The sequence below is a fragment of the Thorsellia anophelis DSM 18579 genome, assembly GCF_900111395.1.
In the GTDB taxonomy this organism is placed as follows: Bacteria; Pseudomonadota; Gammaproteobacteria; order Enterobacterales; family Thorselliaceae; genus Thorsellia; species Thorsellia anophelis.
Map to the genome: position 1 here is coordinate 36,003 of NZ_FOHV01000002.1, position 22,140 is coordinate 58,142.

General features: G+C 35.9%; 18 protein-coding genes and 3 tRNA genes. 3 read left to right on the forward strand and 18 right to left on the reverse strand.

Annotated features, from left to right (window positions below; translation table 11 throughout):
• Genes BMW37_RS01375 through BMW37_RS01385 form a run of 3 tightly spaced genes read left to right on the forward strand, consistent with a single transcriptional unit; the run spans position 1 to position 3,243 of the window.
• The gene (locus tag BMW37_RS01375) at positions 1-819 is read left to right on the forward strand and encodes a metallophosphoesterase (RefSeq protein ID WP_177168551.1); all 819 of its coding nucleotides are present in this window, start codon (positions 1-3) and stop codon (positions 817-819) included.
• Positions 819-1,937 carry an ABC transporter ATP-binding protein gene (locus tag BMW37_RS01380; protein ID WP_093317048.1) on the forward strand — a complete coding sequence of 373 codons (1,119 nt, stop codon included), beginning with the start codon at positions 819-821 and terminating at the stop codon, positions 1,935-1,937. Before BMW37_RS01375 ends, BMW37_RS01380 begins: the two co-directional genes overlap by 1 nt.
• 1 nt (position 1,938) lies before the next feature.
• The gene (locus tag BMW37_RS01385) at positions 1,939-3,243 is read left to right on the forward strand and encodes an ABC transporter substrate-binding protein (protein ID WP_093317051.1); all 1,305 of its coding nucleotides are present in this window, start codon (positions 1,939-1,941) and stop codon (positions 3,241-3,243) included.
• A gap of 137 nt (positions 3,244-3,380) precedes the next feature.
• On the opposite strand, the gene BMW37_RS01390 is transcribed toward BMW37_RS01385, so the two are convergent.
• The 18 genes from BMW37_RS01390 to BMW37_RS01475 form a co-directional block, all read right to left on the reverse strand.
• Complete coding sequence (locus tag BMW37_RS01390; protein ID WP_093317054.1) at positions 3,381-3,974, reverse strand: YjaG family protein; 594 nt, start codon at positions 3,972-3,974, stop codon at positions 3,381-3,383.
• 30 nt (positions 3,975-4,004) lie between these two features.
• On the reverse strand, positions 4,005-5,075 hold the full coding sequence (gene hemE / locus BMW37_RS01395) for a uroporphyrinogen decarboxylase (protein ID WP_093317057.1): 1,071 nt from the start codon (positions 5,073-5,075) through the stop codon (positions 4,005-4,007).
• Positions 5,076-5,123: 48 nt separating this feature from the next.
• Positions 5,124-5,900: an NAD(+) diphosphatase gene (nudC, locus tag BMW37_RS01400; protein WP_093317425.1), complete on the reverse strand. Its 777-nt coding sequence runs from the start codon at positions 5,898-5,900 to the stop codon at positions 5,124-5,126.
• A 35-nt stretch (positions 5,901-5,935) separates the two neighbouring features.
• Complete coding sequence (gene luxS, locus BMW37_RS01405; RefSeq protein ID WP_093317060.1) at positions 5,936-6,454, reverse strand: S-ribosylhomocysteine lyase; 519 nt, start codon at positions 6,452-6,454, stop codon at positions 5,936-5,938.
• A 27-nt stretch (positions 6,455-6,481) separates the two neighbouring features.
• Positions 6,482-8,041 (reverse strand): glutamate--cysteine ligase, encoded by a 1,560-nt coding sequence (gene gshA, locus BMW37_RS01410; protein ID WP_093317063.1) that lies wholly within the window; start codon positions 8,039-8,041, stop codon positions 6,482-6,484.
• Positions 8,042-8,400: 359 nt separating this feature from the next.
• Positions 8,401-8,850 carry a YqaA family protein gene (locus tag BMW37_RS01415; RefSeq protein ID WP_093317065.1) on the reverse strand — a complete coding sequence of 150 codons (450 nt, stop codon included), beginning with the start codon at positions 8,848-8,850 and terminating at the stop codon, positions 8,401-8,403.
• 89 nt (positions 8,851-8,939) lie between these two features.
• Positions 8,940-9,016, reverse strand: a tRNA-Arg gene (locus BMW37_RS01420).
• A gap of 37 nt (positions 9,017-9,053) precedes the next feature.
• Positions 9,054-9,130: transfer RNA gene (locus BMW37_RS01425), tRNA-Arg, on the reverse strand.
• A gap of 9 nt (positions 9,131-9,139) precedes the next feature.
• Positions 9,140-9,232 (reverse strand) — tRNA-Ser (locus BMW37_RS01430).
• Between the two features lie 511 nt (positions 9,233-9,743).
• Positions 9,744-9,923 carry a carbon storage regulator CsrA gene (gene csrA, locus BMW37_RS01435; protein ID WP_093317067.1) on the reverse strand — a complete coding sequence of 60 codons (180 nt, stop codon included), beginning with the start codon at positions 9,921-9,923 and terminating at the stop codon, positions 9,744-9,746.
• A gap of 381 nt (positions 9,924-10,304) precedes the next feature.
• Positions 10,305-12,944, reverse strand: a complete 2,640-nt coding sequence (alaS, locus tag BMW37_RS01440) for an alanine--tRNA ligase (protein WP_093317070.1) — start codon at positions 12,942-12,944, stop codon at positions 10,305-10,307.
• A gap of 932 nt (positions 12,945-13,876) precedes the next feature.
• Positions 13,877-14,662: a sterol desaturase family protein gene (locus BMW37_RS01445; protein ID WP_093317073.1), complete on the reverse strand. Its 786-nt coding sequence runs from the start codon at positions 14,660-14,662 to the stop codon at positions 13,877-13,879.
• A 22-nt stretch (positions 14,663-14,684) separates the two neighbouring features.
• Positions 14,685-15,341: a pyridoxamine 5'-phosphate oxidase gene (gene pdxH / locus BMW37_RS01450; protein WP_093317075.1), complete on the reverse strand. Its 657-nt coding sequence runs from the start codon at positions 15,339-15,341 to the stop codon at positions 14,685-14,687.
• Positions 15,342-15,393: 52 nt separating this feature from the next.
• A complete protein-coding gene (locus BMW37_RS01455) occupies positions 15,394-16,023 on the reverse strand; it encodes a CDP-alcohol phosphatidyltransferase family protein (protein ID WP_093317077.1) in 630 nt (209 codons plus the stop codon).
• A 96-nt stretch (positions 16,024-16,119) separates the two neighbouring features.
• Positions 16,120-18,333 (reverse strand): FAD-dependent oxidoreductase, encoded by a 2,214-nt coding sequence (locus tag BMW37_RS01460; protein WP_093317080.1) that lies wholly within the window; start codon positions 18,331-18,333, stop codon positions 16,120-16,122.
• A 123-nt stretch (positions 18,334-18,456) separates the two neighbouring features.
• A complete protein-coding gene (gene msrB / locus BMW37_RS15860) occupies positions 18,457-19,683 on the reverse strand; it encodes a peptide-methionine (R)-S-oxide reductase MsrB (RefSeq protein ID WP_093317082.1) in 1,227 nt (408 codons plus the stop codon).
• A 234-nt stretch (positions 19,684-19,917) separates the two neighbouring features.
• A complete protein-coding gene (locus BMW37_RS01470) occupies positions 19,918-20,766 on the reverse strand; it encodes a DUF1365 domain-containing protein (RefSeq protein WP_093317085.1) in 849 nt (282 codons plus the stop codon).
• Positions 20,767-20,790: 24 nt separating this feature from the next.
• Positions 20,791-22,062: an NAD(P)/FAD-dependent oxidoreductase gene (locus BMW37_RS01475; RefSeq protein ID WP_093317088.1), complete on the reverse strand. Its 1,272-nt coding sequence runs from the start codon at positions 22,060-22,062 to the stop codon at positions 20,791-20,793.
• Between the last annotated feature and the right edge of the window lie 78 nt (positions 22,063-22,140).

Sequence of the window (22,140 nt, forward strand, 5' to 3'; positions counted from 1 at the left end):
ATGTTTATTGCTCAAATTTCTGATCTTCATGTCGTTTCTGACACTCATAGAATGTATGACTTTTTAGATGTCAACAGCCAAACAGCAAAAGCTTTTGCCTATTTAAAAAGTTTGCCTATTGATTTAAGCTGTATTGTTATCAGTGGAGATACTGTTAATTGTGGAACTCAAGCTTCTTATCATATGCTGGAAAGGCTTTTAGATGAATCTAGATGCCCTATTTTTACTATCCCTGGTAACCATGATGATCGTGATTTTTTAAGAACTGTAGCGAGCGGGAAATATCATCGTTCAAAACGTGATAAATTAGATTATATTGTTGATGATTTTGACATAAAACTTATTTTTATTGACTCAAGCGTTAAGGGTGTACCTCATGGCTATTTAGACAAAGATCAAGTTGAATTTATTTGTGATTCATTAAGACACAGTGATAAACCCGCTATGATATTTATGCATCACCCTCCATTTTTGACAGGGGATACTCATATGGATCCTATTTATTGTCTTAATGGTGAAGAATTGCTCAATGCCGTTTCTCAGTTTTCTCATTTAAAAGCAATTAGTTGTGGTCATGTCCATAGAGCTATCTTTAAAAATCATAATGGACTGTCATTGATGACAGCTCCTTCAATTGCAACAACATTTTTAACTGATTTTTTTAGTTCTGAAGGTAGGTTTTTTGAAACTGACAGCAGCTATTTATTACATCGTTTTAAACAAAATGAAGGTTTAACATCATTTTGTGAAACCATTCCTCAAACATTACCTATTTCAATACAAAAAGTAATTAGTTGTCCGAAAACAGGTGAAGTTTAATGAAAAAATCAGCATCTCACTCGATTATCTATGAAAACATTAATAAGTATTATGATGATAAGCAAATCCTTCACTCTATTAATTTAGAAATTAATGAAGGTGAGTTTATTGCTTTTGTCGGGCCATCGGGTAGCGGTAAAAGCACTCTGTTAAGGATACTTGCAGGCCTAGAAGATGTAACTTCTGGGAAAATTATAATTGATGGTCAAGATGTTACTCATTTACCCCCTAAAGACAGAGATTTAGCCATGGTATTTCAAAATTATGCGCTTTATCCACACATGACCGTAAGAGAAAATATTCTTTTAGGAATGAAAATAAGGAAATTACCACAAAAACAGCAAACAGAAGCTATAGAGAGAGTTGCGCCTATGCTGCAGCTTACAGATTTATTAGACAGAAAACCACGCCAGCTTTCAGGAGGGCAACGTCAACGTGTTGCTATGGCAAGAGCAATCGTCAGAAATCCTAAAGCATTTTTAATGGATGAGCCACTTTCTAATCTTGATGCAAAACTAAGAAATGAAGTGAGAGCATCAATCATTGAGCAGCAAAAGTTATTAGGCACCACAACTATTTATGTCACTCATGACCAAATTGAAGCTATGACTATGGCCCATAGGATCGTGGTGTTAGAAAAAGGAAAAATTCACCAAGTTGGTAGTCCTGAAGAGCTCTATCACTACCCTTCAAATACCTTTGTAGCCGGTTTTATAGGTAATCCAGGCATGAATTTCATTCAAGCAGAAATAAAAGAACAAGAAATTATCTCGACTAGTGGATTCAAATTTTCTATACCTATCAATAGCCCCATTATTAAACAAAATAAAATTATTATTGGTCTTAGACCCGAGCATTTTCATTTGCAGATGAATGGCGATAAAAATTTAAATTCAATTGATTGTGTTGTGAAAAGAAGGGAAATGCTTGGCTCAGAGTATTTGCTTCATGTTCAACTACAGGATAATGAATCCCTCATTATTAGAATACCGAATCAAAAAAACGTACCAGAAGTGAATCAAAGTATGACTTTTTATTATTCATTGGAGGATATTAGATTGTTTTGCTCTAATTCTCTTAATTTAATTTATCCCTTTAACTCATTTAATCGAGGTTAAAATGCTTAAAAAACTTATTTTTTCAACACTCTTATTATCTAGTGTTTCTGCCGTTCATGCTAAAACAGATATTGATTTTATGTTTCCTGTCCCTGTGCAAGGTAAACTTGCTCAAGAGATGAACTTGTTAACTAAACAATTTAATGAATCACAAGATGATATTAATGTCACCCCAATATTCACAGGTGATTATGATAGTACCAAAATGAAAGCCGCTGCTGCACAAAAAGCTGGGAATTCGCCATCTGTTGTGATCACTGCAGCGAACAACATTCACGACCTTGTTATAAGTGATTCTATTTACCCTATGGAAGAAATTATAGATACAACAGGAGGGAGTGCGGAAGAATTTTTAACCAATGAATTTTGGGCCGCGCTTCATTCAAATGCAATGGTGAGTGGTAAGGCTTATGCAATTCCTTTTCATAATTCAACACCTCTACTCTATTATAACAAAACACTTCTCAATGAAGCAGGTCTTTCTGTCCCACAAAATTGGGAAGAAGTTATTCAAGTAGCTAAAGTATTAACTAATAAAGAAAAAAATCAATGGGGAATAATGTTGCCAACAATAAATACCGATTATGCAGCTTGGATATTAGCTTCTCTTACTTATGCAAATGGTGGGCAATTTTATAACCCTGATTATGCAGGTGAAGTTTATTATGATGCACCCTCTACAATAGGCGCTTTAACTTTCTGGAGAGATCTTGTCTATAAATATGAAGTGATGCCAAGCGGTGTTCTTGATAATAATGCTATATCAAGTGCATTTTTTGAAGGCCGATTAGGAATGGCATTTTTGTCTACAGGCGCACTAAAGTTCATGAAAGATAATTCTAAGGATTTTGAAATGGGGGTGGCTTTTATGCCTGCGCAAGTAACAAGAGGTGTACCAATTGGCGGTGCTTCTTTAGTTAGCTACAGAGGAATAACCGATGAGCAGAAAAAGGCAGCAGGGGTTTTCATTAATTTTCTAGTATCTCCAGAAAATGCAGCAAGATGGAGCCAAGCAACGGGTTATTTTGCACCTCGCAAGAGCGCCTATGATTTACCTGAAATGAAAAAATTTATGCAAGACAATCCTGAGGCAAAAATTGCTTTAGATCAGCTACAATATGCCAAAGGTTGGTATTCAATGTATGATACAGTCACAGTAAGACGAGCAATAGAAAACCGCATACAACGTCTGGTTAATGAGCCAGATTACTCTCCAGAACAAGCGGCAAAAGATGCACAAGAGGAAGCTAATAAATTACTTGAACCTTATGTATCTAAAACAGCACTTAAAAAGTTAGACCCATAGCCTACACTAAATAACTGTCTAAGATAATAGTACTTGGGCAGTTGCTGATTGGCTAAATATTTTATCATTGCAACCACCATTGGGTGTAATAAATCTTGATATGAACTCCCCTCTTGATTTTTGTTAAGGCATTACTATTAATTTTTATTTAAGAATAGACCTATGTTGCTTTCTCCTATTTCAAAGAGTTCTTTTTTAAGAGATTTAACGAGATTGATAGAGTAAGGTTCTTCTAGTATCACTCTAAAAATCTCCCATTGGGCATCCCATTCATCTTTAACTGATTCAATATTATTAACTTCAATCGAATCTATTTCTAAGTTATGCTCTGTTAAGTATACATTCGCGACAGTTTGGACTGAAATTTCGCTAATTGAAAGTGCATAATCGAGCCAGGTTTCAGTTAATTTTGCATGTAGTGCTTCGCTTAATGCTTGACAGGCGTCAATCGCAGGATGGACAGCGTAAAAATCATAATCACTTTGTTTTGGAATGATTTCTTCTAATTTCTCCAATTGTTTATCATAATTAATTTGTGCGTTTTTGACGATTAAGCTTTCCCATAAGATATTTAATATGTTTCTGTATTGATCTTTAGCTATTTTATTTTCAGTGTGCAGTGCGAAAAACTCAAAATTAATTGCCATGCGCTCACAAAGAGAAAGCATAAAAAGTTGTAACTGAGGCTCAGATAGTTTTTTAAGTCTAAGCTGTAATGGATTTTTAAGCATAATATTGAATCTCTTTGTTTCAAATATGAGTTAAGGTAAGTGATATGGTTTTGAATAAGTATGAACAGCGTCAATAAATATCTTCGCGTGTTCTGGGTTAACATCTAAATGAATTCCATGACCTAAATTAAAAATATGTCCTGTACCTTTGCCATATTGTGCTAATAAACGCTGTACTTCACTCTCTATGCGTTCTTTTGGGGCATAAAGTACTGATGGATCCATATTTCCTTGTAAGCTAACTTGTGACCCAATTTGAGCTCTTGCAGTATCTAATTCAGTAGTCCAATCAATACCGACAGCATGACAACCTGTTGCAGCGATATGGGAAAGCCACTGTCCTCCATTTTTAGTGAAAAGTGTGACGGGAACAATTCTATTTTCATGAGACTGAATCAAACCATCGACGATTTTTTGCATGTAACGCAAAGAAAATTCGAGATAACAGCTTTGACTTAACACGCCACCCCAGGTATCAAAAATCATAACTGATTGAGCTCCTGCTTTAATTTGAGCATTGAGGTAGACGATAACACAATCAGCAAGCAAGTCTAATAACTTATGAAGCGCATCAGGATCGCTATAACACATTTTTTTTATTTTGGTAAATGCCTTACTGCTGCCACCTTCAATCATATACGTTGCAAGTGTCCAAGGACTGCCAGAAAAGCCAATCAAAGGGACTTGGCCTGCTAATGCAGTTCTGATAGTTCTGACTGCATCCATTACATAGCCAAGTTCAATTTCAGGATCAAATACTGCTAATTTATTAATGTCGGCTGTATTTTGGATGGGTCTTTCAAAACAAGGACCTTCACCTGTGCTAAAGTATAAGCCTAACCCTAATGCATCGGGTATTGTTAAAATATCTGAAAATAAGATAGCCGCATCTAAGTCAAAGCGCCTTAAAGGTTGTAACGTTACTTCGCATGCAAGTTCAGGATTTTTGCAAAGCGACATGAAATCACCTGCTTGTGCCCTTAATTCCCGGTATTCAGGTAGATAACGGCCAGCTTGTCTCATCATCCAAACAGGCGTGCAATCAACAGGTTCTTTTAGCAATGCTTTTAAATAACGGTCATTTTTTAATGTACTCGACATGAATATATTCCTTTAAGTAGGTGTATCCAAAGGGTTCAGGTAACCCATTTAATTATCGTTGCGGCAAAGTACGAGCGTATCTTCGATTAATCTTCTTGCAATTGTGCCATACGGAGGTAAATTTGGTAATGAATGAGTATCATACCAGTCTGCATGGAGGATCTCTTTGGTATCACATAGTATTTCACCTTGAGCGTAATCCGCCATGAATGCAAGCATTAATGAGTGAGGAAAAGGCCAAGGTTGTGAACTTACGTAGCGTATATTCTTTATCTCGATACCACATTCTTCTTTGACTTCTCGACTAACTGCTTGCTCGACCCGTTCTCCAACTTCCACAAAGCCAGCAAGGACGGTATAAATATCATTGCGATGTTTTGTATGTTTTGCTAAAAGAATTTTATCTTCTCGCCTAATTGCGACAATAATTGAGGGGGCAATCTGAGGGTAATAGCGTTGCCTGCAGGCTTTGTTATGACACAGCATCGCCCATTCTGTGCGGCTAGGATGCATGATTGTGCTGCAATAGCCACAAAATCGATGAGAAGTGTGAAATTCAGATAATTGAACTGCTTTCCCAATTAATTGAAATAGTTCAATGTCTGTATCAAGCAACTGCCTTGGCGAGTACATGCCTGATGATCGGGTTTGAGTAACTAACCAAACAGGCGATGTACCATACTCACCTACAACAAAAGCTTCGCAATTAGTCAAATTAAACTCATGTGCCTTACCATGTGGTAACTCACCTTGATTGAGCCATATTTGAGAGCCATCTGTTATAACCCAAAAGCCTTGTTCATGCCCATTTAAGATTTGACTAATCACAATGCAATGCCTCGCTTATTACAATCTCATCATTAGTGCTTATTGATGGCCGCTAATTGCTCTTCACTGAGCGCTAACTCATCATTTCGATTTACTGTCACACCACGTTCAATAATATTTTTGGCTATCCCTTGTGCTTCTTCGAGAGAATGCATGACGTAAGTACCACATTGGTATTCATTTAGTTCAGGAATTTCTGATTGGTTTTGTACGTTTAAGACATCTTTCATTGCCTTTACCCAAGCTTCAGCAACTTGTGATTCATTTGGTGCACCAATTAGGCTCATATAAAATCCAGTACGGCAGCCCATAGGCGAGATATCAATCACTTCAACTTCTGAACTATTAATGTGATCGCGCATAAATCCTGCAAAAAGATGTTCTAAGGTATGGATACCTTTTTCTGATAAAATTTCATCATTTGGCACACAAAAACGTAAATCAAAAACTGTTATGGTATCACCACTAGGAGTATTCATTGTTTTAGCAACTCTTACCGCAGGGGCATTCATACGTGTATGATCAACTGTAAAACTATCTAATAAAGGCATAATATTTTCTCCAGGTAAACGTATTTATTATTGACCGCCATTTAGGCGTAAAAATTCACTAAACGACAGGGTGTCTTGTGATTCAATTTCCCATTGCTTCGTGATAGATTGCTCTTTTTCTATATCAAACTGCATTTGAGTTAAGAATTGGTAATCTGATTGACTGAGTTCTTCTTTATATTTTTTAGCAAGACTCAGACCATAATTAGTCATTCCCTGTTCTTTAAAGGCCTGCAATAAGATGCCTGAATAGGTGAGTTCAGGTTCATCGAAAGCCCTTATCCATTTTTCACATACCATTTCATAGCGATTATTTTGTTCATTTTTATCTAATATTCTAGCAATTCTAATTAAATCAACAAATAAGCTTTTCCCAACAAGGCGTAGAGGATGATTTTCATTCCCACAACCAACAGCAATCGTTTGATCGGGTTTCCTTCCTTCAACGATTACTGTTTGCCAATTACGTTTTGTGCATTGTAATTCAGAACTGCTCATTTCAGGAGCCTTTGCTAGAACACACCAGATTAAAAAGAGATCTAAGAACCGTGCTTGTTCATCACTTATGCCAATAGCGTCAAATGGATTAATGTCTAGTGAACGAACCTCAATATATTGAATGCCACCGCGTAAAATGGCATCAGAAGGTCTTTCATTCGCTTTTGTGACTCGTTTAGGACGTATTGGGGCGTAGAGTTCATTTTCAATTTGTAAAATATTAGTGTTGATCTGAATGCGCTTACCATCTTTTTCTAGTCCAATTGCCTTAAATTCTTCTGAGCTTAAAGTCATTGCATGGCGTAATTGACCGATATAAGTATCAATATTATTAAATGTTAGACCTAAGTTTGTTTGAGCATTACTAGTATAGCCTAGATCACTTAGCCTTAAAGATGTACCATAAGGTAAGTAAGCCATAGAATCATTAAATTCAAAAGGTAAATGAGTTTGCTTATTGTTCAAAAAAGAGCGACAAATCGCTGGTGATGCACCAAATAAGAATGGGATAACCCAGCCAAAACGGTAATAATTTCTAATTAAATTTAAATACCCAGATGAAATTTTGTCTTTACCAGTCACTTCATCTTCAACACCAAGATAGGCTTGCCAGAAGGAAAGAGGGAATGAAAAATTATAGTGCACACCAGAGATAGTTTGCATAACAGCGCCATAACGCTGCTTTAATCCTTCACGATATAAAGTCTTAAGCTTGCCAATATTAGAATTACCATATTGTGCTAAGCGAACTTCTTCATCATCACCAATAAAGCAAGGCATACTGAATGGCCAAAATTGCTCATTTGGAAGAGATTTTATGGTATTGATATGTAAATCTTTTAAAAAACTCAGTGTTTCGGTTAAGTTAGTGTCTGCTGGCGTTATAAATTCTAGTAAAGATTCTGCGAAATCAGTGGTTATCCAAGGATGAGTAAGCGTTGAGCCTAATTGAGCTGGATGGTCGGTTTGTGATAATTTTCCATTAAGATCAATTCTTAATGTTTCGCGCTCAATACCTCTAATAATACCAATAATACTATCAGGATGCTTTTCTAACCAGTTCAGTTCAGATGAAATATTTGGAATCACAATAAGTTCTCTTTTTTTATAATATAACAATCAGGCTCTGATTGAATTTATGCTCAATCAGTAAATCACTTCATTATCTTTACCTAACCCGCCTACTTTCAGTTAATTGATAATGTATCTTATTAAGTCATAAAGTACCATATCTAGCCATAAAATTACTTCTTAACTCAGAAATAGTGGCTAATAATGATGATAAATTTAATTTTCTAGTAGGTTTTAAATTTATGTCAGTTTAACATTTTCAATAGATAATAGGGGATAATTAGTCTATTTTTAGTATAATTATTAAGTATAAGGCATGATAGTTAATTAGTTTGAATAGTTAGATCTTTAGCAATTAATGCTAGTCTATATTTTATTTAAAAATAGAAGGGCAGGCTTAGCACTAAATAGCGAGTAGCTTTGCCTAAAGTTAAATAAAATACGCATTTTTTTAGGTTAAGTCTTTGCCAGCCGGCAATGATGCATAATACATCCCCGATTAAAGGAACCCAGCTTAACAGTAAGCTATAGTAGCCATAGCACTTAATCCATTTTGTAGCGATGATGAGCATTTTTGTTTTAGGCTGTGATGTGATTTTTTCAGGAAATAAGCGTCCAATGATCAAATTTGTTATACCACCTAAACTATTTCCAATAGTCGCAATTAGCCAAAGAAACCAAACGGGATAGTTACCAATGTGAAGAAGTGTTAAGTATAAGACTTCTGAGCTCAATGGTAAAATAGTAGCACTTAAAAAGCTATTGATGAATAAAGCTAGCCAAGCAATCGGAGACAATGGTTGCGTAAAAAGATCAATTATATCCATGTTTAGATTTATCTATGCAGAACCAAAAACCATCTTTCATGCAGATTAGATTGTCATCAGTATAGCTTAAGGTAAAATACTTTATGATATGGTGCATCCGGGAGGATTCGAACCTCCGACCGCTCGGTTCGTAGCCGAGTACTCTATCCAGCTGAGCTACGGATGCACAGGAGTTTTTAATGCGGGTATTCATGCTAAATGAATGGTGCATCCGGGAGGATTCGAACCTCCGACCGCTCGGTTCGTAGCCGAGTACTCTATCCAGCTGAGCTACGGATGCATAAAAAAATGGCGGTGAGGGAGGGATTCGAACCCTCGATGCAGCTATTAACCGCATACTCCCTTAGCAGGGGAGCGCCTTCAGCCTCTCGGCCACCTCACCTTTCAGAACGCAAAGCGTCTTGAAGTGGCGAGTATGATACGTTTTGAAAATTTTAAGTCAATTCATTTTTTCATTATTTAGTGTTATTTGAACAAAACATATCCAGTTTTGCTGAAAAAGCATCACAAATAAGCATGCTAGTTGCTTAAATGCACTTTTTTAGATTGAAAATATTATTTTTTTGACTTGAATTCACCTTTAATTAATTTGTGTCAAAGTAGAATTAAATGTATTAAATTTGATTGACTCGTAATAGGATATGGTTAAAAAAGGGGAATTTAGGGTTGTTTTTAATAATAATAGGGAAATAGACAGTGTTATAGCATTGAATTTATTATGCTGGCTAACGATTTAATTTCTATGCAACCATTTAAGGCACATTGCGTGCCTTACGTTTACTGTATTTATTTAAAATTTATACCTGGCATGTATAAAATAAAACAGATTTTATGACGTAAAACGAAACAAGACACTTATAATCAGACTAAGATGAATAACTTACATAAGTTGGTTATAGTTCTTTTGCTTTATCATGTTGAATTCTTTGATAAATCTCTTCGCGATGCACGCTTAATGATTTTGGTGCATCGATACCAATTCGTATCTGATTTCCCTTAACATCAAGTACTGTAATTTTTACGTCATCTCCTATAATCAGTGTCTCACCGATACGCCGTGTTAAAATGAGCATTATATAATCCCTATTTATGCTTTTAAAATGTTAGTTAAATCGAATAAATATTCAGGCAAAAAATCAGCCTAATTCGATGAGAAATTTACCTGAGTCATTATAATACAAAAAATGAAACATAAATGTCTAATTATTTTTTGCAATTTGATGTTTCTTTCTGTTTGTTACATTTAAAATTCATTCTAAACATTAACTTACATAATTCTTATTTTGTAATTGGTTTGGACAATTGATTGATAAGCTAAGAAATATTAGGTGCTTATCCTATGTTTTTGATAATGAATGAATATTTGCAGGGCGGAATAAAATAATAAATCAAATTAGCTTTTATAATAGGCGAATAAATGAATTAACATTCATTTATTCGCAATAATTATCTGGCTATAATGAATTTATCCATGATTCAGCAGAGTTAAGGGCCTGTTCAATTTTCTCAAGATTAGTGCCACCTGCTTGAGCAAAATCAGGTTTGCCTCCACCTTTTCCATCGATTATTGGTGCTAGATAGGCGACTAGTGCTCCTGCACTGTAAGTGCTGACCAAATCTTTTGTGACACCCGCAAGTAACGTTGCTTTGCCCGCTTCTTTATCGAGACTAGCGATTAACACAATTCCACTACCCATTTGATTTTTTATATCATCAATCAAATTTCGAATCAGTTTGATATCATTGCTTTCAATCTTGTGAGTTAATAATTTTACACCTTTAACTTCTTTTGCCTGTTCAATTAAAGCTTGTTTATTTTGACTTAATTGAGCCGCCTTAAGTTGTGCAATTTCTTTTTCAAGTAGCTTTGTTTTTTCAAGTTGCTGAGTAATTTTATCAACTAGGCTTAATTTATCGCTTTTTAGCATTGAAGCTAATTGAATTAATTGCAACTCATCAGCTTGGGAACGCAAGAGTGCATTTTTACCAGTTGTCGCTTCAATACGCCTAATACCAGCAGCAATACCCGATTCGCTTAAGATTTTAAATAATCCTATATCACCAGTGCGGCTTGCATGAGTTCCACCACATAGCTCAATTGAATAGTCTCCCATTGATAGTACACGTACCTCATCGCTATATTTTTCACCAAATAGTGCCATTGCACCTTTGGCTTTTGCTGAATCAATATCCATCAAAGTAGTATCAATGAGATGATTTTTACGAATTTCATCATTCACGCTATTTTCAATTTCAATCAGTTGGTCTTGGGTGATACTTTCAGTATGGGAGAAATCAAAGCGTAAGTAATGTTCATTGACTAGTGATCCTTTTTGAGCAACATGTTCACCTAATGTGTGGCGAAGTGCCGAATGCAGTAGGTGAGTAGCTGAGTGATTAATGCGAATGGCTGCTCTTCTTTCTTCATCAATATGTGTTTCTACTAAATCACCTATCTTAAGTGAACCTTGAGTGAGATTTCCGACATGGCCAATCGCATCAGTATATTTTTGTGTATCTCTAACACTAAATAGGTTATTTGCACTTTTGATTTGCCCAACATCTCCAACTTGCCCTCCAGATTCTGCATAAAAAGTGGTTTTATCTAGAATTAGAATAGCTTCTTGATTTGCATTAAGCGTTTCAACAGGTTTTCCATCGACATAAATTGCTTCAATTTTTGCTGTTGTTGAAAGATTGAAATATCCATCAAACTCAGACTTTTGGTCAGGGCTAATTTGGGCAGCGTATTGAGTATTAAACCCACTTGCTTCACGAGCTCGCTTGCGCTGGTTTTCCATTTCACGTTCAAAACCTGCCTCATCAATCGTAATATTTTTTTCACGACACACGTCAGCGGTTAAATCGATAGGGAAACCAAACGTGTCATACAACTTAAATACGATTTCACCACTTAGTACGTCGCCTTTTAATTGGCTTAAGGCTTCATCTAATAGCATCAAACCTCGCTCTAAAGTGCGTGCAAATTGTTCTTCTTCTGCTTTGAGTGTTGTCTCAATTAAAGTCTGTTGCCGGGCAATTTCAGTACCTGCGCTGTGCATAACATCAATAAGTGGATTGACTAGTTTATAGAAAAAAGCTTCTTTTGCCCCAAGTAAATTGCCGTGCCTTACAGCTCTTCGAATAATTCTACGTAATACATATCCACGACCTTCATTCGAAGGTAACACACCATCAGCGATTAAAAAAGCAGTAGAACGGATATGATCTGCAATGACCCGTAATGATTTATTATTAAGATCGCTCACATTCAGTAACTGTCCAATCGTTTTGATAAGAGTTTGGAATAAATCAATATCATAGTTGGAGTTAACATGTTGAATAACTGCGCTTAAACGCTCAAGCCCCATACCTGTATCTATGGAGGGTTTTGGTAAGTTTTCCATTGTCCCATCAGGTAGGCGGTTAAATTGCATGAAAACTAAATTCCAGATTTCAATAAATCTATCCCCATCTTCTTCAGGACTGCCAGGAGGGCCTCCCCAGATGTGATCACCATGGTCATAAAATATTTCTGAACAAGGTCCACAAGGGCCAGTATCACCCATTTGCCAAAAATTATCAGAGGCATAAAGCGCACCTTTGTTGTCTCCTATGCGGATAATTTTTTCAGAAGGGACCCCAATTTCATTATGCCAAATCTCAAATGCTTCATCATCATTATGGTAAATTGTAACCAGAAGTTTATCTTTTGGAAGATTAAACCAGGTTTCACTAGTCAGTAATTCCCAGGCATAATGGATGGCATCTCGCTTGAAGTAATCTCCAAAGCTAAAGTTACCGAGCATTTCAAAAAAGGTATGATGGCGGGCTGTATATCCGACATTTTCTAGGTCATTATGTTTACCACCAGCACGGACACATCTTTGAGCGGTAACCGCTCGGGTGTAATCACGTGTTTGGGCACCTAAAAACAAATCTTTAAACTGGTTCATACCAGCATTAGTAAATAGTAAGGTAGGATCGTTCTGTGGCACTAGCGAGCTACTATCAACCGCTTTATGCCCTTTAGCTTCAAAATATTGGATAAATGCTTGACGAATATCCGCAACAGTTTTAATAGAGTTAGTCATATGTTGTGTCCAATTAATGATAAAAGAAACAGTATGTCATTATACGTTCCTTTTGTAATAAAATCAGTCTATAGAGATAGTCATGATTATCTGATGCATTTTAAATTCTTCTTCTATTACTTTAAGAACGAATAAGTGCGGTTTTCTAGCTTACTTATGTAAGGCGTTTTTCCCAATACAAGAGCTCTATATGTAATGGTGAAGTTTTTTTATATTCAATTTCAATTAAATACAGGAAGATTGGTGTGTGCGTGATTATCATTCCTTTATTTACGCTATAGTATAATGTATGAAATGAAATAACTTCAAGCCTTTAAATTCTAGTGAATATGTTTAGGGTATAACCCAAAATTAGCTTATCTAAATTGCTATACTTCGTTCTTATAATACAAAAAACATCTATTTTTTCTTTCTAATGTTTTGTAATTCAATGCATTATCTAATCAATAATAAAGCTATTATTTCAACTCGTTCAATATTTATGCATTTACCTTATATCTCCGTCTTCTATGTCGGGGATGTAAGGTGTAACGACGTAGTCGTTATTCTTGTGGTTTTTTTCTATATATTGCTTGATAATAGATATTTGAGTGCGATCACAACTTCCTGCAAAAGTAAGAAGGCGACTACAAACGAGCTCCCCAATTTTTTTTAGTTCGGCATAATATTTTTTTAAGCATTCGACTAGAAATACCTTTCAAACTATTAACCAAGTTCCATAAAAACCGTTTAACACAAGCTCATTTCAAATGCATTGGATGCGAGTTTGAAGAAAATATGGATATTGTTGGAGTGAACATTGTATTAATGGCGGGAGTCAGCAACAAAAAAACACCGAAGCGAATTAGTGATCAACTAACCCTAGTAGGCCTCCCCTATCTTTTAGATAGGGGGTAATGTCAATGGTGCAAAGTAAGTTCACTGATTAAGCGTTATTTTCGTTTAAATGGTAAGAGCATTAATCGCCAAAGGGTATTTCGCTCAAGATTAGAGAAATCAGGTTGTCCTATAGGCATTGATTCATGTGATTCTTTAGGATTTGCTGTGTAAGTTTTAAATAATTTATCCCAAATTGATAGGTTAAAGCCAAAGTTGCTGTGATACTCAGCTTGGTGGGTGGAATGATGTATACGGTGCATGTCAGGTGTCACGAATAATATTCTGAGTAAAGCATCTAATTTTAGGGGCAGCTTTAAATTCGCATGATTAAATATTGCCATGCTATTTAAAATGATTTCGAAACAGATAACCGCTATCCATGGAATCCCAATAAGAAGGACAAAAGAGAGCTTAATCAGCGCGGAAAGTATAAATTCAAGTGGATGGAATCTTAATGCAGTTGAACTATCTATAGATTCATCAATATGATGAACTTGATGAATACGCCATAGAATTGGTATGGCATGGAAGATTAAATGCTGTGTATAAATCAGCAAATCTAATAGAATAATGCCTAATATGATTTGTATAGGGTACGGAATCGTTAACCAATTAAATAAGCCAAAGTCTTGTTCAGTGGCGATAAGCGCTGCAGTTGTTGCGCTTATCGGTAAGACAAATCTTATAATGACACTGCTTAAAATGACAAATGTATAATTTTTGGTCCAGCGATGATACCTAGGCGTCTTAATGGTGCGCCTTGGCCAAAATGCCTCACACAGGCCAAATATGATAATACTGCCAATAAAAAAACAGAGCCTAATTGAAGATTCAGTCATTATGATTTAGTTTTTGGCTATGTTATGGGGAAATTCTGTCAATAGACCAGCTATTGTTAGTGTTTTGTACTGTATATCTGAACCGATCATGCAATCGATGCTCTCCACCTTGCCAAAATTCAATTTGGTTAATTTTAATTTGAAATCCTCCCCAGTTCTTAGGAAAAGGAACGGTTTCATTTTGATATTGTAACAGTAACTTATTATATTTATCTAATAGAGTTGTTTTAGAGTTTAATGTTGACGATTGTGAGGAAGCAATTGCGGCAATTTGGCTCTCTTTAGGCCGGCTATAAAAGTATCGTTCTGAATCGGTTGAGCTTAGTTTACTTACCACGCCAGTTGCAATCACTTGACGCTCTATCATATACCAAGGAAAGAGAATGCTGACTTGTGGATTATGTGCAATTTCTTGTGCTTTTTGGCTTTCATAATTAGTAAAAAAATTCAATGTACCTTGACCGGCATCCAAACCTTTCATTAATACAATTCTTTGTGAAGCTTGACCTTGTGCATTAACGGTCCCTAAAACAAATGCACTTGGATCGGGAATATTGGCATTTTTAGCGTCATCTAACCAAGTTTCAAGCAAGATGAATGGATTAGCCGTTAAATCCGCTCGAGTTAAACGTCCAAGTTGGTATTCACGCCTTAAATTAGCGAGTTGTTGATTGTCCATTGTCGCTCCTTATACGATTGATAAGATCAGTTTTATGAGACGCTGATTTATTTTATTCTGCGCCTTGCTCTTTTTGTTTGATTGTTTGAAAACCAAAATAAATTCGAGTGATGATTGTTATGCCTGCAAGCACTGAAAAAATCAGTGCTAAAATTGGAAAATACATTGGCCATAAACAAAAAGCACAAAAAAATAAAATCGTTTCCGTTCCTTCGGTTAACCCATTTAAATAATAAAAGCTTTTGTAAGAAAATACAGGATTTTTGATTGCAAACCGTTCAGCAGAGATTGCAAATGCTAGAAAGCTGCTGCCTGTTCCAATAAATGTTGCGAGTAATATGGCTGCACTTAATCCATTAAGTTGGGGATTCGCAATCGCAAAAGCGAGCGGAATACTTGCATAAAACAGAAAATCTAAACAAATATCCAAGAAACCACCCGAGGCACTTTGTGATTGTGTTAGTCTTGCTAATGCCCCATCTAATCCATCAAAAAGGCGGTTTATGAGGATGAACATCAAGCCTAATAAATAACAATTCATGCTAATTAAAATTGCCCCTATTATCCCAAAGACAAAACCAACTAAGGTTAAGTGATTGGCATGTATTTTATATCTGTCTAATACTTTAACGATAGGGAGTAGTATGGGTTTTAATTTAGGTGCGATATAAGCATCTAACATTGCGTGACCTCATTATGTCGATAGAGATAAGTTTTGATTATCTCATTAAAATTCAAATTATGAACAGAATATAAGGTCTCTTTGATTTTAATCATATTATTCTTTTCTTTGCCATTTGTGGTAACTCAATAAGAGTTTATGGGTTAAAGCACCCACTCGGTTGCTTCGCCAGATACCGGCCACATGTTTATTCGCTTCCCCCCAAGTTGGATAGGGGTGGATTGTTCTTAATATTTTAGATAAGCCTAAATTATATTTCATAGCTAAGGTAAATTCTGCTAGTAAATCATCGGCTCGGTGAGCCACAATGCTTACCCCTAAGATTTTATCACTATTAGGCTTGGTCAATACTTTAATAAAGCCTTGATTCTCATTATCTGTGATAGCTCGATCAAGCTCTGCTATGTCGAAAGTGGTTAGATCATACGGGATGTTATTTAATTTTGCATTCTCTTGTGTTAAACCGACTCGCGCAATAACCGGATCTAAATAGATGCAGATAGGAATGATACGTTCATCAACTGCAAATCGTTTAAATGATCCAAATAATGCGTTCACAGTCGCAAACCAAGCATGATGGGCGGCTACATGAGTAAATTGATGTTTCCCCACAGCATCCCCAGCTAAATAGATGGACTCAAAAGGGCTTTGTAAAAATTGATTGGGTTTAAAGGTATTTAATGAGTTTGGCTCTAATCCCAAATTTTCTAATCCCAATCCATCTAACTTGACTTGTCGGCCAATAGCAAGGATCAGCAGATCAAAATGAACAATTCTTGAGGCAGTATGCTGATTTAATATATTAACACCATATGGTAAAGACTCATGGTGGACTAATTCTTCTTTTTCACAAGTAAAATAACGTTCTGATTGACTATTAAGAAGGATTTCGACCCCACTTTTTTGTAAAATATTTAATGCGATTTGTCGGACATCGCTATCTTCTGACATCAAAATCTCATTATGCTTTGTAATCAAGGTTACTTTAATACCCAAGCGGCTGAAGCTTTGAGCTAATTCTACACCAATAGGCCCCGCACCTTCTATTACAATATGTTTTGGGGCCGATTGGCGTTCATAGAGTGTTTGCCATAGTGTTTCGGTTGTTTGTGCATTGACCTCTGAAATACCGGGTCTGTCTAACCAATTTGGTTTTGAACCAGTTGCAAGAATAATGCGCTTTGCGCTGACAATCTTAGTTTTGCCCATTGCATCGATGATTTTAACTCGCCAAGGATCAACCAAAGTCGCTTCTCCTAAGTTTACCTCTACACCAAGAGATTCATATCGCTCAACACTATCATGGGGGGCAATACGTTCTATTCTTGAACGGATAGAGTGCATGATTGATTTAAATCCGTCGTCAGTAAGGGAGAACTGAGAGGTTGGAATTAATCCATGTGAGTGTTGATGGTTAATTAAATGAGCAACACTTGCACTTTTTATCAGGGATTTGCTTGGTACGCAGCCATAATTTAAGCAATCTCCTCCCATCAAATTTTTTTCAACCAATAACACTTTTGCTTTAACACTTGAAGCAATATAGCTACTGACAAGACCAGCAGCACCCGCACCGATGACAATAAGGTTATAGTCGAATGATTTTGGTTTTGAAAAAGAACGATGCTGTTTTTGGTATTGAATATAGCGCAATCCCGTTTTAATTAATAAAGGAAAAATCCCCAAAAGGGTTAAGGCTAATATTATTGATGGGGAGACGATATCATCAAGTGAGTTGATTGCTGCAAGTTCAGTGCCAGCAAAAACGAAAATAATTGTGCCAGGTAGCATACCAATTTGGCTGATGAGATAAAATTGAACTACCCTAAAGCGAGTTAATCCCATTAAGGTATTAATCAGAAAAAAGGGAAAAATAGGTACAAGTCTTAAAGTAAGAAGATAAAACGCGCCTTCAGTATCAATTCCTTGGTTGATAGAGGCTAATTTATCTGGAAATCTACTGGTAAGTGATGCTCTAAAAAGATATCGTGCAAATAAAAATGCACCTGTTGCCCCTATGCTAGAGGCAAAAGAAACCAGCAACAAACCATAACTGAAACCAAAAAAGGCACCTGCAGCTAAGGTTAAAATGGCTGCTCCAGGCATAGATGCCGCTGTGATGAGGACATAGGTTAGGAAAAAAAGGGCAAAGGCCAGTAAAAAATGACTTACTTCTGAGTGAATATAATGATGCCAATGCTTATAATTAGATTGTAAACGTTCTAATGTAAGGTATTGACCGATATCAAAATAGAAGAAACTGAATAAAAGTAGCCCCCATATTAGGACAATTAGACCCTTTTTGTTCATATGAAAATCCTTTTTTATCAGTCAAAAATAAAAGGAAAAATGCTATTGAGTTATCTTTTCTCAATAGCATTCAATCGAGTCAGTTAAAGTGATATGACAATCCGTTTAGATAACTGATTCTTATTATAAAGCTTTATCTTGGTTTTCAAATAAAACTGAATATTTGCCATAGCCTTTTTCTGCTAACTCGTCTTTAGGAATAAAAAGCATGCTTGCTGAGTTCATGCAATATCTTAATCCAGTTGGGGCCGGGCCATCATCAAAAACATGTCCTAAATGTGAGTCAGCAAATTTACTTCTAACTTCAATGCGCGTCGCAAACCAACTATTGTCTTCTTTAGTTGTAATAAAGTTTTCGTCTATGGGTTTGGTAAAACTAGGCCAACCAGTACCAGAATCGTATTTATCTGTTGATGAAAATAAAGGTTCACCACTGACGATATCAACGTAAATTCCTGCTTCTTCATTATCCCAGTAAGGATTATCAAAAGGTCTTTCAGTACCATCTTTTTGCGTTACTTTATATTGAATATCATTGAGTTTTTGTTTTATTTCTTCATCGCTTGGGCGAAAATATTTAGGTTCATCCATGTCTGATGCTTGGTTCACTGTTCGAAATTCAACTTGTTCTGGTACATTAGAAGACAGCTTATTTTTCTCGTCGATCATTTGACGTAGTGTTTTTGGTGCGGTCTTGCGGTCTGGTCCAAAGATTTCATCTAAGTATTGGTCTCTACCTGAGCCATGTCGATAATATCTGTATCGCAAAGGGTTGTTGATATAATAATCTTGGTGGTACTCTTCTGCAACATAAAAGGTATCAAATGGGATTAACTCCGTTTTAAGGGGTTTCTTAAAAATTCCTGCTTTATCAATTTCAGCTAAAAAGCTAGCAGCTTGTTGTTTTTCTTGTTCATTTTTATAAAAAATAGCAGGTCTGTATTGTGGTCCTCTATCGACAAATGAGCCTTGATCATCGGTTGGGTCTATGCCTCGAAGAAACGCATCTAACATTGCTTCATAAGACAAGACACTAGGGTCATAAGTCACTTCAATGACTTCAATATGTCCAGTTGTACCAGAAGAAACAGCATCATAAGTCGGATTTGGTATAGTGCCACCAGAATATCCTGAAACAACATCGATGACGCCTGGTACTTTTTCCATATCAGCTTCAGTACACCAAAAGCATCCTCCTGCTAACACTGATGTTTCATAATTTGCATCAGTTTTGTTTACTTCTTTATTATCTGCATTAGAGTGCATAGATGCAAAATATAAGGCTGGGCTTAAAATGCATACACCTAATAGTGCGATAAATCTATTAGAAATTGAGTTTGAACGATTCATTTTAGACTCCTAAAATATATAAATATGGTTCAGCTTTACTAAAAAAACGATAACTTACTTAGGTTTCAGAAATCGTAATGCAAAAATAGTTTGAAAATAACGCTAGATTCAATCACTTTATTTAACCAATAAATTGATTTCTATTTATTAGCCATTTTTGAATGAATTTAATTGTATCTGAGTCTCTTTTACCAAAAGGCTACTTAGGCATTAATTATTTGTAATCTATTACCATCATTTATTTCGAGTCTTTGAATCATGTGTGGATAATTGTTTAGGGAGTTTGATAAAAGGAATTTTTTTAATTAAGATTTTTATGGCTTGATAATGGATAAGTCCAATTGCTTTTAAAGTGACTAATGGACAAGTTATAAAAGCGATGAGTCGTTGTTTGCGAGTAAGCGGTAAGAACGTACCTTTAAGTGAGGTTATGAGTGTTTTAGTGTTTTTATCTTGGTAGTAATCAATATTAATATAAGTAGAAATTTCTTGTATATCAAAGCGGAAGTGGTACTCTCCTTGTCTAGGTAAAAAAGGAGAAACATGGAAACATTTATCGGCAATTAACCAATTTTGAGGGCTTATCTTCGCATCAGAATTGAGAGGCTCCTCTGGTGATAAGCTGTGGGTACTACTTGGAGGGAGACATAGGTAAGTATGAGTTTCACCAAAAGTGTTATTCACCTCGCAAATCACAGCCTTAATTGCTTGATCGTTATCACGGCACACCCAGAAACTGACAGGATTAAAAACATACCCAAGTACTCTTGGCATACAAATGAGTGTTATATCATGCCAAATAGGTTGCGAATATTTGGTTAAAATATCATTTGCCCATTGCCTTAATGATCTGTCATCACGGTATCCATGGTCTTTAAAGTAAAAACTATGCAGACTAAATCGATTTAGTGCAAGGTTTCCTAATTGTGTTTTATTTTGTGACTCTAATAATTCTAGAGGTAATGATAGGTAGTAAACCTCATAATTAAAGGCGTTTACTTTAGGTATTAGACGTTTATGCATCACATTAGCTTTCAATATCAAGGCTTGCTTGATTGAATGTTTAGGCAACTGTGTATGCATAATGACCTCTTTTATTATGATTGACTATTTTTGCAGCCAAGGGGGAGATATTCCCATTTTTTCGGCAACTTTAACGGCACTTAATAACCCATCTTCATGAAACCCGTACCTTAACCAAGCACCAGCATACCAAATTTTATCAATACCTTGGATCTCCTCAATTCGATTTTGTGCATTAATTGCACTTTGGTCAAATTTAGGGTGTTCAAAATCATGTTTATCAAATATTTTGCTTCTATCAGGTGGGTTCTTAGGATTTAATGTGACAAGGATAGGGGAATCGCTTGTAATTGGTTGTAAGTTATTCATCCAATAAGTTAAACACAATTCATCTGTTCCTGATTGTCTACCACCAGATAAATATACCCAACTTGACCAAGCTTGTTTACGCTTTGGCATGAAGCTTAGGTCATTATGAACGTAAACCGTATTAGGCTGATAGTGAACATTTCCTAGTATTTGTTTCTCGCTTTCACTTGGATTGCAAAGTAGCGCTAGGGACTGATCACTATGGCAAGCAAAGATAACTTCATCGAATAATTCTACAGTATCTGACGCCGTTTTTACTTCAACACCTTGGTCGGTTCGAATAACTGATTTTATCGGTGTTGATGAGCGTATGGAGGATTTAAATGAATCTGATATTCTATTGACATATTCACGACTTCCACCTTTTACTGTATACCATTGAGGTTGATTATTCACGGTGAGAAGTCCATGGTTATCGAAAAATTGAATCATTGTTTTGGCTGGAAAACGGAGCATTTCATCAAGCGGTGTACTCCAAATAGCGCCTCCCATAGCTAATAAATAATAATTTTTAAACCAGTCACCTAACTTGAGTTCTTCTAAGCATTGTTGCATGCTTGCATTTGGGTTGAGAGCGACAAACTCGAGCGCCATTTTATTAAATTTTAAGATATCCCTTAACATTTTATAAAACGCAGGGCGTAATAAATTACGTTTTTGAGCAAAAATATAAGGAAGCTTTCTTGTGCCATACTCAATTCTACCATCATCAATACTGACCCCAAAAGACATATCACTTTTTGCTATTGGGACACTTAAGTGTTCAAATAGTGCTGTGAGGTGAGGGTAATTGCGATAGTTAAAGACAATAAATCCAGTATCGACAGGGACTTTACCTTTAGAAGTGTCAAGTTCAATGGTACGACTATGGCCTCCTAATGTATTATTTTTTTCGAATAACGTGATATCGTGATGAGGATTAAGTAAATAGGCTGCTCCTAGTCCGGAAATACCACTGCCAATAATTGCGATTTTTTTTCTTGTCATGACAATTCCAATTTTTTAGGTATTTGAGTAAATGAAGTAGGTTTATTATAAAATGACACTATTGTATTAAAATAGGTA